The sequence below is a fragment of the Microbacterium sp. genome, from assembly GCF_026393345.1.
In the GTDB taxonomy this organism is placed as follows: domain Bacteria; phylum Actinomycetota; class Actinomycetes; order Actinomycetales; family Microbacteriaceae; genus Microbacterium.
Genome location: NZ_JAPLAI010000008.1, coordinates 1 through 11813 on the forward strand (window position 1 = coordinate 1; position 11813 = coordinate 11813).

Sequence of the window (11813 nt, forward strand, 5' to 3'; positions counted from 1 at the left end):
ACTGGTCGAACAACGTCTACAACCTCGTCACCAAGCGTGCGATCGCGCACGAAGGCGCCACCATGGAGTGGGTCGACGACAACATCGGATCCAAGGTCACGATGAAGTACCCGTCCATCTACCTCATGGGCGAGCACGCCAAGGGCGAGACCCTCTCGGTCGCCTTCGCCGGTCCCGGCCAGCACCAGGATGCGGGCGCGAAGATGATCCACATGGCGCCGTACACGCAGTCCTCGATCGTCTCCAAGTCGATCGCCCGCGGCGGTGGCCGTGCGGGCTACCGGGGTGAAGTGCGCGTCGACGCGAACGCCCACCACTCCGCCAACACGGTGCGCTGCGACGCGCTGCTGGTAGACACCACGTCGCGCTCCGACACGTACCCGTCGATCGACATCCGTGTCGACGACGTGCAGCTCGGCCACGAGGCGACCGTCTCGAAGGTCAGCGCCGAGCAGCTGTTCTACCTGATGAGCCGCGGGATGCCCGAGGACGAGGCGATGGCCATGATCGTGCGCGGCTTCATCGAGCCGATCGCGCGGGAGCTGCCGATGGAGTACGCCCTCGAATTGAACAAGCTCATCGAAATGGGCATGGAAGGATCCGTCGGCTGATGTCTGCCGCAACCGCAGCCCCCGTCGCACACGCGCAGGGGCACATCGACCCTGCCGCCTCGTTCGTTCCGGTGCAGACCAGGTCCGAGCGCCTGCGCTCCTTCGAGCCCGCGGCGTTCGGTGCCCCGACCGGCCGCGAGGTCAACTGGAAGCACACCCCGGTGGCCCGGCTCCAGGCGCTGCTGACCGACCGCCCGGGTGACCCCGGGGCCGTCGGCATCACCGTCACGGGCCCGCTGGCCGCCGCGGGGCTGCCGATCGGCGCCGCGCCGCGCGGCGAGGTGTTCCAGCCCGAGGACGTGTCCGCCGCGATCGCGTGGCAGCGCGCTGCTGAGGCCCTGTGGCTGTCGGTTCCCGCCGAGGCGGAACTCGACGAGCCCGTCGTGGTGGACCTCCGCGGGGCGGGCGCCGATCTGGTCGCGCACGCGCACCTGGTCATCGAGGCGGGCGCCCAGTCCCGTGCCACCGTGGTGCTCCACCACGCCGGCACGGCGCAGTTCTCCGAGAACGTGGAGATCATCGTCCGCGACGGCGCATCTCTCACCGTCGTCAGCATGCAGGAATGGGACGACGACGCCGTCCACCTGTCGGCCCACCAGGCCCGCGTGGGTCGTGACGCGGCGCTCCGTCACATTGTCATCAGCTTCGGCGGCGGCATCGTGCGCGTGAACCCCAGCGTCGAGCTCGCCGGCAGCGGTGCACAGGGCGAGCTGTACGGCCTCGCGTTCGCGGACGCCGGACAGCACCTGGAGAGCCAGGTGTACCTGTTCCACAAGGGGTCCTCATCGGCCCGCACGCCAGCGGCACCGACTCGTACGAGGCGAACCGCAACCTGGTGCTGACCGAGGGTGCCCGCGCCGACTCGATCCCGAACCTCGAGATCGAGACCGGCGATATCGTCGGTGCCGGTCATGCCAGCGCCACCGGCCGCTTCGACGACGAGCAGCTGTTCTACCTGCAGGCCCGCGGCATCGCCGAGGACGAGGCGCGCCGCCTGGTCGTGCTCGGATTCCTCATGGAGATCGTGCAGAAGATCGGCGTCACCGACATCGAGGAGCGCCTGGTCGCCCGCATCGAGCAGGAACTGGCCCGATGACCGCGACCCGCGTCTGCGCGCTCAGCGAGCTCGTCCAGGACGAAGCCCGCCGCGTGGAGGTGGAGGGTGTGGCCATCTCGGTCGTGCTCGACTCCGCCGGCGAGGTGCACGCCATCGGCGACACCTGCACGCACGGCGACGTGTCCCTCGCGGAGGGATTCGTCGACGGAGACACACTGGAATGCTGGGCCCACGGCTCCGCCTTCTCGCTGCGCACCGGCCGTCCCCTCAACCTCCCCGCGTACGAGCCCGTCCCCGTGTTCGAGGTCACCGTCGACGGTGACGACGTGCTCATCGATCCCACCCTCACGAAGGAAGTCTGAATGTCTGTTCTCGAGATCCGCGACCTGCACGTCACGGTCGAGACCGAGGAGGGCACCACGCCCATCCTCAACGGTCTCGATCTGACCGTGCGCACCGGCGAGACGCACGCCATCATGGGCCCCAACGGCTCCGGCAAGTCCACGCTCGCGTACACGATCGCCGGCCACCCGAAGTACACCGTCACCAGCGGTACCATCACGCTCGACGGTGAGGACGTGCTGGCGATGACGGTGGACGAGCGTGCCCGCGCCGGACTCTTCCTCGCGATGCAGTACCCGGTCGAAATCCCCGGTGTCACGGTCACGAACTTCCTGCGTACGGCCAAGACCGCGATCGACGGCGAGGCGCCCGCGATCCGCACCTGGACCAAGGACGTCAAGGCCGCGATGAAGAACCTGCGCATGGACCCCAAGTTCGCGCAGCGCAACGTCAACGAGGGCTTCTCCGGCGGCGAGAAGAAGCGTCACGAGATCCTGCAGCTGGAACTTCTCAAGCCGAAGATCGCCGTCCTCGACGAGACCGACTCCGGCCTCGACGTCGATGCGCTCAAGATCGTCTCGGAGGGCGTCAACCGCGCCAAGGCCGAGAACGACCTCGGGGTGCTGCTCATCACCCACTACACCCGCATCCTCCGCTACATCAGCCCCGACTTCGTGCACGTCATGGTCAAGGGCAAGATCGTGGAAGAGGGCGGCCCGGAGCTCGCCGACCAGCTGGAGAACGAGGGCTACGACCGCTTCCTCGACTCCGACGCCCCGATCGAGGCGTAGGCTCCCGCCATGGCTGCGACCATCACCCCGGAGAAGTACGACGAGGTCACCGAGGCCCTGAAAGACGTCATGGATCCCGAGTTGGGGATCAACGTCGTCGACCTGGGTCTCATCTACGACCTCGCCTGGGACGACGAGAACGACGCCCTGGTCATCCACATGACGCTCACCTCCGCCGGCTGCCCGCTGACGGATGTGCTCGAGGAGCAGACCGCGCAGGCGCTGGAAAACGTCGTGGAGCGGTTCCGCATCAACTGGGTGTGGATGCCGCCGTGGGGTCCGGAGCGGATCACCGACGACGGGCGCGACATGATGCGCGCACTCGGCTTCGCCATCTGACCCGTGAGCGTCGCACCCCTGGAGGCGCTGTCGCTCGACCAGCTCCGCCGACGGCGGAGCGTGAAGTGGCGTGCCTACCCGGACGACGTGCTGCCACTGTTCGTCGCCGAGACGGACTTCGCGCTCGCGCCGGCCGTGGAGGCGACGCTCGCGGAGGCCGTCGCGCTGGGTGACACCGGCTACACCCCGGACGATCCGGGTATCCGGGATGCGTACATCGGCTTCGCCCGCCGGCGCTACGGGCAGGAGATCGATCGCTCCGGCATCGCCTCCACCGGCGACGTGATGATGGGCGTCGTCGAGATCCTGCGGCAGGTGACCTCGCCCGGCGACCGCGTCATCATCACGCCGCCCGTCTATCCGCCGTTCTCGATCTGCATCCCGGAGGCGGGCGCCGTCGTCGAACCGGTCCCGCTCGTCGAAGGGGAGGACGGGTTCGCACTCGATCTCGACGGCATCGAGGCTGCCTTCGCCGCCGGCGCCCGCGCGATGCTTCTGTGCAACCCGCACAACCCGACCGGGACCGTGCACGCGCGCGACACGCTGGCGAGACTCGCGGAGATCGCCCTCGCGCACGGCGCGGTCATCGTGAGCGATGAGATCCACGCGCCTCTCGCACGCCCCGAAGCCGGCTTCACCCCCTTCCTCGCGGCCTCCGCGGATGCGGCGCGGGTGGGGTACGCGGTGACCTCGGCGAGCAAGGCCTTCAACCTCGCGGGGCTCAAGTGCGCCCTCATGCTCACGGCGGATGACGCCACCACCGCTGTCGTTCGCGGCATGCCGGAAGAGGTCACCTGGCGCACGGGCCTGTTCGGCGCTCTCGCCGGAACCGCCGCGTTCTCTCCGGAAAGCGACCCCTGGCTCGACAGCCTGCAGGCCGCGATCCGCGCCAATCACGTTCTGCTCGCCGACCTGCTCTCCGAGCACGTCCCCGCCGCCCGGTACCGCATCCCGGACGCCGGCTATCTCGCCTGGGTGGATCTGTCCGCGAAGGGATGGGGCGACGACCCAGCCACCCGCATCCTGCGCGAAGCGAAGGTGGCGTTGCATCACGGCCCCCACTTCGGGCAGGGCGGTGCGGGGCACGTGCGCATCAACGTCGGTTGCTCGGCCGAGGTCCTCACCGAGGCGGTGCGCCGCATCGGCGACCTCGGGTGACCGCGCGACTCGGCTCGAATGGACTGGCGGGCAAGGTGAGGCTACCCTAAGCGGGTGACTGTTTCGTCTGCTCCCGTTCGTCCGGCCTATCGCCCCTACGTCGCCCGCGTCGCGGCCGTGCGGCGGCTGACCCCTAGTTTCGTCCGTGTGACCTTCACCGGCCCGGAGCTGGAGCACTTCAGCACTGCGGGCGGTGACCAGCGCATCAAGGTGCTGCTGCCGCACGCCGACGGTTCCTTCTCGGACATCGGGCAGGGCGAGGGGGCGGGGGACTGGTACGACCGCTGGCGCGCGCTGGACCACGAGCTGCGCAACCCCTTCCGCACCTACACCGTGCGACGCATCCTGCCGGAACGCGCCGAGGTCGAGGTCGACTTCGTCGTGCACCACGACGCCGGACCCGCCGGGGCGTGGGCGGAGCAGGCGTCGGCAGGGCAGGAGCTCGTCATCGTCGGCCCGGACGGTCGCGCCGCCCAGTCCGCCGGCGGGGTCGACTTCCACCCCGGCACCGCGAAGCGCATCCTGCTCGTGGGAGATGAGACGGCCGCCCCCGCCATCTGCGGCATCCTCGAGCGGCTCGACGACGACCACCAGGTCGACGCGTTCATCGAGGTCCCGACCGACGCGGACGCGCTGACCGTCGACTGCGCGGCGACGGCGCGGGTGACGTGGCTGCCGCGCGGGGTGCGTGCACACGGGGAGGCCCTCCGGGAAGCCGTCTCGACATGGGTCTCCGCGTCGGAGGACGTCCTCAACCGGGCCGCCGCACCACGAGTGCAGGACCTCGCCGACATCGACGTCGACCGCGAGCTGCTGTGGGAGGCCCCCGAGGACGGGCAGGGCGAGTTCTACGCCTGGATGGCGGGCGAAGCCGCCACCATCAAGGCCCTGCGTCGCCTCCTCGTGTCCGAGCGCGGCGTCGACCGGCGACGCGTCGCGTTCATGGGTTACTGGCGCGCGGGGCAGGCCGAAAGAACCGAATGACTACCGCCGCTCGAGTGCGGCGTGCACGGGCCGCCTTCCCGGCGGCGGTCATCGTGCTGCTCGCCTTGCGTCGGAAGCTGCCGGCCGCTCTCGGCGAACTGGCGCGATCCGGCGTCGGCCGATCATGTCGTCGTCCTCACCCAGCGGCTTCCGCGGACGATCATCGGGGTGCTGGCGGGCGCGGCCCTCGCCCTTGCCGGGACCCTGATGCAGGGGCTCACCCGCAACCCACTCGCGGACCCGGGGCTCCTCGGGATCAATGCGGGCGCGTCCGTGGCGGTGCTGATGGCGATCACGCTGGCCGGCATCACGAAGCCCGCGGGGTTCGTGTGGTTCGCCTTCGCGGGGGCGGCGGTCGCTGCGGTGCTGGTGGCCGTGATCGGATCGCGTGGCCCTGATGGGAGCAATCCGGCGAAGCTCGCCCTCACCGGCGCGGCGGTCACCGCCGGGCTCACCGCCGTCATCACCCTCATCCTGACCACCTCGATCCGTGCGTTCGACGTCTATCGGTACTGGCAGGTCGGGGGACTTACCGCGCGCGGGCTCGACAGCGTGGCGCTCGTCGTCGCGCCGCTCCTGGTCGGCGGTGTCATCGCGTTCATCTGTGCCCGCGGCCTCGACCTGCTGGCGCTGGGGGATGCCACCGCCACGGCGCTCGGACACAATGTCGCCCGCACCCGGGTGCTGGGGATCACAGCGACGGTGCTGCTGTGCGGCGGAGCCACCGCGATTGCAGGTCCCATCGTGTTCATCGGACTCGTGATCCCGCATCTGCTCCGCGGCATCCTCGGCGGGGACTACCGCGACCTGCTGCTGGTCGGGGCGCCGGCCGGCGCCGCCCTTCTGCTCGCAGCCGATGTGATCGGACGCGTCATCGCCCCGCCCGGCGAGGTGCAGGCGGGCCTCGTGGTCGCGTTCCTCGGCGCCCCGATGCTGATCTGGCTGGTACTGCGACGTCGGCGGGTGGTGCTGTGAACGCCGTCCTCTCCGTCGCCGATGTCCGCGCACGGGTGGCGCGCCGCCGGGCCACCGTCGTGCTGGCCGTCGTCGGCGCGGTCCTGGTCGTATCCCTCGTCACCCTCTCGGTCGGCGACTACGCCATCGCGCCAGCGGATCTCTGGCGCACGCTCACCGGGGGAGGATCCCGGCTGGAGAGCTACGTCGTCTTCCAGGTCCGCGCGCCGCGACTGGCCATGGCGCTGCTGGTCGGCGCGTGCCTCGGGATCGCCGGTGCGCTGCTGCAGTCGCTGCTGCGCAACCCTCTCGCCAGCCCCGACCTGCTCGGCATCAGCGGCGGCAGCGGGGTCGCGGCCGTCTTCACTCTGCTGATCCTCGGTATCACGGGTCCTGTGCTCGCGCTCGCGGCGTTCGTCGGCGGCATCATCGTGGCCGCCTTCCTATTGTTCGCGGGGCATCGGCGTTCGGACGGCGGTTACCGCCTGATCCTGGCTGGCGTCGGCGTCGGGTTCCTCGCGATGTCGCTCACCAGCTACCTCATGCTGCGCGCGAAGGTGGAGCTCGCGCAGGATGCCCTCGTCTGGCTCACGGGCAGCCTGTCGGCCACACCGTGGTGGAACGTGCTGACGGTGCTTGTCGTCGCGGTGGCTGCGCTCCCGGCCGTCTATGCCTGTGCCCGCTGGCTGCCGCTCACACAGATGGGCGCCAGCAGCGCGGCATCCCTCGGCGTTCGCACGGACACCGTCCGGATCGTGGCGGTAGGGACCGCCGTGCTGCTCACCGCCGTCACCTGTGCGTTCGTCGGCCCCATCTCGTTCATCGCGCTGTGCGCGCCCGCCATCGCCCGGCCGCTCCTCGGCCACGGCGCCATCGGCATCGGCACGAGCGCTGCCGTGGGTGCGGCCCTCCTGACCTCAGCGGACCTCGTCGCCCAGTTCGCGATCCCCGGACACTCCGTTCCGGTGGGCGTCGTGACGGGCGCGCTGGGTGCTGTCTTCCTGCTCTGGCTGCTGGCCACTTCGAAAGGACGAAACCTGTGACCAACGGAACGGATGCCCCGGCCCGTCTGGCCGTCCGGGGACTCGCCGCCGGATATCCGGGCCGCCGGGTCATCGACGGGCTCGACCTCGAGTTCGCGCCGGGGCGGATCACCATGGTGATCGGCGCCAACGCCTGTGGCAAGTCGACGCTGCTCAGCACCCTCGCCCGCGTGCTGCCGCCGCAGGAGGGCCAGGTCGAGCTGGACGACGCCGACATCGCGGGGCTGTCCCGCCGCACGTTCGCCCGCAGCGTGGGCCTGCTCCCGCAGCATCCCTCCGCCCCGGACGGACTGACCGTGGCCGAGCTCGTCTCTCGCGGACGGCACCCGCATCGCGGCGTGTTCCAGCGGTGGAGTGCGACCGACACGGCCCGGGTAGATGACGCCATGGCGCGCACCGGGGTCTCGGCGCTCGCGGAGCGCCCCGTCGGAGACCTCTCGGGCGGGCAGCGCCAACGGGTGTGGATCGCCATGGCGCTCGCCCAGGAACCCCGCGTGCTTCTTCTCGACGAACCCACCACCTTCCTCGACCTCAGCCATCAAATCGAGGTCCTCGATCTCCTGCGCGAGCTGAACCGCTCCGACGGCACCACGATCGTCGCGGTGCTGCACGAGCTGAACCTCGCAGCCCGCTACGCCGACGACCTCATCGTCATGTGCGACGGCCGCGTCGTCGCCCACGGCGCACCCTCAGAGGTGCTGACCGCCGAGGTCGTCGCGGCCGCGTTCGACCTCGAGGCCCTCGTCATCCCCGACCCCCTGACCCACACCCCCCTGGTCATCCCCGTGCCGGGCGGCGCGCACGCGCCCGCCGACGAGGACTGACCCGACCGAAAGGAAGACAACGCATGACTGCACGATCCGCCCGCTGGGGCGCCTTGGCGGCCTTCGGCCTGACGGCCTCCCTCGCGCTGACCGGTTGCGCTGGCGCAGCCTCCGACGACTCCGAGAGCGGAGGAACCGCCTCGGGCGAAGGCTTCCCGGTGACCTTCGAGCACCTCTACGGCGAGACGACGATCGAGTCCACGCCCGAGCGCGTCGCGACCTGGGGCTGGGGTGCGACGGATGCGGTGCTCGCGCTCGGCGTCGTACCGGTGGCCATCCCCTCCGACGACTTCGGCGGCGGGGACGACCGCATCGCACCGTGGGTGGAGGAGGCGCTGGACGAGCTCGGCGGAGACGAGCCCGTGATCCTCGACAACTCCGGAGACGAGCTGCCCATCGAGGAGCTGCTGGCCGCCGACCCCGACGTCCTCATCGCGTCCTACTCGGGGCTGACCGAGGAGCAGTACGACACGATCACCGGCGCGGGCATCCCCGTCGTCGCGCCCGCGGAGGCGCTGTGGTCGACGCCGTGGCGGGACGTCATCACCGACACCGGCAAGGCACTTGGTCGTGAAGACGATGCGGACGCGCTCCTTGCCGACCTTGACTCCCAGATCGCCGATGCCGCCGCAGCGCACCCGGAGTTCGCCGGTACCTCGATCGCGTACATCGACGACGACGTCGACACGATGTACATGTATCTTCCCGCCGACGCGCGCGTGGAGGTGCTGGAGGACCTCGGCTTCGTCACCCCGGAATCGGTGACGGCACTCGATAACGGCGAGTCGACCTTCTATGCGACCGTGAGCTACGAGAACCTCGACAAGATCGACGCCGAGGTGATCTTCACGCAGGCGGAGGAGCAGGCAACTCTGGACGAGTTCCTCAGCTCTGACCGCGGACAGCTCATCCCCGCCGTGAAGAAGGGCGCCGTCGCGGCTGCCGTTGGCGTCGAGGAGGAGGACTCGGTGAGCCCCACCGCCCTCACGCTGCCGTGGTCGCTGCCGTCGCTCGTGGACAAGCTCGCCGCCGCGACCGCCGTAGCCAAGGGCTGACGGAACAGCGAAAGGCCCCGGGCGCGCCGTGCGCCCGGGGCCTTTCGCGGTGGGTCCGACGGCGTCAGCGGCGCGCGTCGAGTGCCGCGACGCCGCGCCAGGTGGCCGGGAGGAGTGCGGCGGCGAACGCCGCCTTCAGGACGTCACCGAGAAGGAAGGGCACGAGGCCAGCGCCGAGAGTCGCGGCGAGGAGGCTGTCGTAGCCGAGCGCGTCCTGCCAGACCGCCGGGCCGAGGTTCAGCAGGGAGACGTAGAGCCACGGCAGGCCGAACACGTACATGACGGCGCTGCCGGCCGCGAACGACACCAGGGTGCCGACGACGCGGCGGTCCCAGGTCCGGCGTGCGAGCGCTCCGGTGAGGGCCGCGGCGAACACGAAGCCGATGATGAACCCGCCGCTGGTGAGGGCGAAGAGGCTGCCCGAGGTGCCGGCGGAGAAGACCGGGAGTCCCAGCACGCCGATGGCGAGATAGAGCGCGAGGGAGATCGCGCCGCGGGCCGGCCCAAGGGCCGTGCCGACCAGCAGCACCGCGAACGTCTGCATCGTCAGCGGCACCGGCCAGAACGGGATCGCGATCTGCGCGGCGCCGGCCACGAGCGCGGTGCCCGCGACGACGAGGACGGCGTCGACCGCGAGCGCGCGCAGACGCGTGGCGGGGCGGGGCAGCACGTCCGCGAGGACGCGGGGGGAGGTGCGGGCGGCGAGAGAGGTCATGGACGGTTCTCCTTCACGAAGGTCGCTGCAACCCGGCGCCACAGCGACATCTCCTAGAATGGTGGTTCGGCCCCTCGGCCGCATCCCACTTTCTGCCAAAACGATCGGACATCTGCTGTGCTCGCCGTGCACGACCTCGAGATCCGCGTGGGCGCCCGCGTGCTCATGTCCGAAGTGAACTTCCGCGTGGGTCGGGGCGACAAGATCGGCCTGGTCGGGCGCAACGGCGCCGGCAAGACGACGCTAACCAAGGTGCTGGCGGGCGACCTGATCCCCGCCGACGGCGAGGTCGAGCGGATCGGCGAGCTCGGCTACCTGCCGCAGGACCCCCGCACCGGCGACCCGGAGATGCTGGCCCGCACCCGCATCCTCGACGCTCGCGGGCTCGGCAGCCTGGCCCTCGGGATGCAGGAGTCGTCCATGGCCATGGCCGACGAGGATCCCGCGTTGTCCGAGAAGGCCATGCGTCGTTACGGGTCGCTGATGGAGCGGTTCGAGTCGCTCGGCGGATACGCCGCCGAGGCCGAGGCCGCCTCGATCGCGCACAACCTGTCCCTCCCCGACCGGATCCTCGACCAGCCGCTGAAGACGCTCTCCGGCGGTCAGCGTCGACGCATCGAGCTGGCCCGCATCCTGTTCTCGGATGCGGACACCATGATCCTCGACGAGCCGACCAACCACCTCGACGCCGACAGTGTGGTGTGGCTGCGTGAGTTCCTGAAGGGCTACAAGGGCGGGCTCATCGTCATCAGCCACGATGTGGAGCTCGTCGGCGAGACGGTGAACCGCGTGTTCTACCTGGACGCGAACCGTCAGGTCATCGATGTCTACAACATGAACTGGAAGAACTACCTCCGCCAGCGGGTGGCCGACGAGGAGCGCCGCAAGAAGGAGCGCGTCAACGTCGAGAAGAAGGCCACAGCGCTGCAGCTGCAGGCGGCCCGGTTCGGGGCGAAGGCGTCGAAGGCGGCCGCCGCCCACCAGATGGTGGCGCGGGCGGAGAAGATGCTCTCCGGCCTCGATGACGTGCGGCAGGAGGAGCGCGTCGCGAAGCTCCGTTTCCCCAAGCCCGCACCCTGCGGCAAGACGCCGCTCATGGCGCGAGGGCTGTCGAAGTCGTACGGGTCACTCGAGATCTTCACCGACGTCGACCTCGCGATCGACCGTGGCTCCCGCGTCGTCATCCTGGGCTTCAACGGAGCCGGCAAGACCACGCTGCTGCGTATGCTCGCGGGCGTCGACACGCCCGACACCGGGGTCATCGAGCCCGGTCACGGTCTCAAGATCGGTTACTACGCGCAGGAGCACGAGAATCTCGACGTCAACCGCTCGGTGCTTGAGAACATGATGTCCGCCGCGCCCGACATCAACGCGACCGAGGCCCGGAAGGTCCTGGGCTCGTTCCTGTTCGTCGGGGACGACGTCCTCAAGCCTGCCGGCGTTCTCTCCGGCGGCGAGAAGACGCGCCTGTCGCTCGCGACCCTCGTGGTCTCCAGCGCCAACATGCTGCTGCTCGACGAGCCCACGAACAACCTCGACCCCGCCTCCCGCGAGGAGATCCTCGGTGCGCTCGCGCACTATGAAGGCGCCGTCGTACTCGTCTCGCACGATGAGGGCGCCGTCGAGGCACTCAACCCGGAGCGGGTGCTCATCCTCCCGGACGGCGTGGAAGACATCTGGGGTCGCGACTACGCGGACCTCGTCTCGCTGGCCTGAGCCTCAGCGCTCGACGCTGTCGAGCAGAGCGTCCTCGTCGCGCATGTCCCGGTCCGGCCGCCGGCCGCGTCGTCGACGGGGAGCACGCTCGCGCGTCACGTCGGACGTGTCGGTGACCGCTTCCGCGGCGGCGCGGTCCGCCGCATCTTCCGCATCCTCACGGCGGGCGCGGCGCTCCGAGCGGATGACGTACCAGATGAAGACGAAGCCCATGACCGCGAACA

12 protein-coding genes and 2 pseudogenes are annotated in these 11813 nt (G+C 70.1%); 12 read left to right on the plus strand and 2 right to left on the minus strand.

The genetic code is table 11. The features are described from left to right. The 11 genes and pseudogenes from NT132_RS00680 to NT132_RS00730 form a co-directional block, all read left to right on the plus strand. Positions 1-611, plus strand: a 611-nt coding sequence (locus NT132_RS00680) for a SufD family Fe-S cluster assembly protein (protein ID WP_297783265.1), incomplete at its 5' end; no start/stop codon positions are given. Continuing rightward, positions 611-1707 (plus strand): annotated as a pseudogene (locus NT132_RS00685) (SufD family Fe-S cluster assembly protein). The gene NT132_RS00680 and the pseudogene NT132_RS00685, both read left to right, overlap by 1 nt. Continuing rightward, entirely contained in the window at positions 1704-2030 is a 327-nt protein-coding gene (locus NT132_RS00690; RefSeq protein WP_297783268.1) for a non-heme iron oxygenase ferredoxin subunit, read from the plus strand. The pseudogene NT132_RS00685 and the gene NT132_RS00690 overlap by 4 nt, the downstream one beginning before the upstream one ends. Beyond that, on the plus strand, positions 2031-2801 hold the full coding sequence (gene sufC, locus NT132_RS00695; protein WP_297783271.1) for a Fe-S cluster assembly ATPase SufC: 771 nt from the start codon (positions 2031-2033) through the stop codon (positions 2799-2801). Between the two features lie 9 nt (positions 2802-2810). Next, positions 2811-3140 (plus strand): metal-sulfur cluster assembly factor, encoded by a 330-nt coding sequence (locus tag NT132_RS00700; protein WP_297783274.1) that lies wholly within the window; start codon positions 2811-2813, stop codon positions 3138-3140. Positions 3141-3143: 3 nt separating this feature from the next. After that, complete coding sequence (locus tag NT132_RS00705; protein ID WP_297783277.1) at positions 3144-4298, plus strand: aminotransferase class I/II-fold pyridoxal phosphate-dependent enzyme; 1155 nt, start codon at positions 3144-3146, stop codon at positions 4296-4298. Between the two features lie 54 nt (positions 4299-4352). Then, positions 4353-5282, plus strand: coding sequence for a siderophore-interacting protein (locus tag NT132_RS00710; protein WP_297783280.1), 930 nt, complete (start codon positions 4353-4355; stop codon positions 5280-5282). A gap of 21 nt (positions 5283-5303) precedes the next feature. Next, entirely contained in the window at positions 5304-6257 is a 954-nt protein-coding gene (locus NT132_RS00715; protein ID WP_297783283.1) for an iron chelate uptake ABC transporter family permease subunit, read from the plus strand. Next, positions 6254-7279 (plus strand): iron ABC transporter permease, encoded by a 1026-nt coding sequence (locus tag NT132_RS00720; protein ID WP_297783286.1) that lies wholly within the window; start codon positions 6254-6256, stop codon positions 7277-7279. Before NT132_RS00715 ends, NT132_RS00720 begins: the two co-directional genes overlap by 4 nt. Then, positions 7276-8103, plus strand: coding sequence for an ABC transporter ATP-binding protein (locus NT132_RS00725; protein WP_297783289.1), 828 nt, complete (start codon positions 7276-7278; stop codon positions 8101-8103). Before NT132_RS00720 ends, NT132_RS00725 begins: the two co-directional genes overlap by 4 nt. Positions 8104-8126: 23 nt before the next feature. Beyond that, positions 8127-9158, plus strand: coding sequence for an ABC transporter substrate-binding protein (locus tag NT132_RS00730; RefSeq protein WP_297783292.1), 1032 nt, complete (start codon positions 8127-8129; stop codon positions 9156-9158). Positions 9159-9222: 64 nt separating this feature from the next. Here the strand turns inward: NT132_RS00730 and NT132_RS00735 are convergent, their stop codons facing one another. Further along, positions 9223-9873, minus strand: a complete 651-nt coding sequence (locus NT132_RS00735; protein WP_297783295.1) for a biotin transporter BioY — start codon at positions 9871-9873, stop codon at positions 9223-9225. A 117-nt stretch (positions 9874-9990) separates the two neighbouring features. Here NT132_RS00735 and NT132_RS00740 point away from each other — a divergent pair, with 117 nt between their 5' ends. Further along, positions 9991-11589 carry an ABC-F family ATP-binding cassette domain-containing protein gene (locus NT132_RS00740; RefSeq protein ID WP_297783298.1) on the plus strand — a complete coding sequence of 533 codons (1599 nt, stop codon included), beginning with the start codon at positions 9991-9993 and terminating at the stop codon, positions 11587-11589. A gap of 3 nt (positions 11590-11592) precedes the next feature. Here NT132_RS00740 and NT132_RS00745 read toward each other — a convergent pair. Then, positions 11593-11813: pseudogene (locus NT132_RS00745) on the minus strand (SURF1 family protein); the annotation flags it as partial.

Coding starts and splice junctions, on each gene's coding strand:
- sufC (WP_297783271.1), top strand. CDS start 2,031: ATGTCTGTTCTCGAGATCCGCGACCTGCACGTCACGGTCGAGACCGAG.
- NT132_RS00735 (WP_297783295.1), bottom strand. CDS start 9,873: ATGACCTCTCTCGCCGCCCGCACCTCCCCCCGCGTCCTCGCGGACGTG.
- NT132_RS00730 (WP_297783292.1), top strand. CDS start 8,127: ATGACTGCACGATCCGCCCGCTGGGGCGCCTTGGCGGCCTTCGGCCTG.
- NT132_RS00690 (WP_297783268.1), top strand. CDS start 1,704: ATGACCGCGACCCGCGTCTGCGCGCTCAGCGAGCTCGTCCAGGACGAA.
- NT132_RS00700 (WP_297783274.1), top strand. CDS start 2,811: ATGGCTGCGACCATCACCCCGGAGAAGTACGACGAGGTCACCGAGGCC.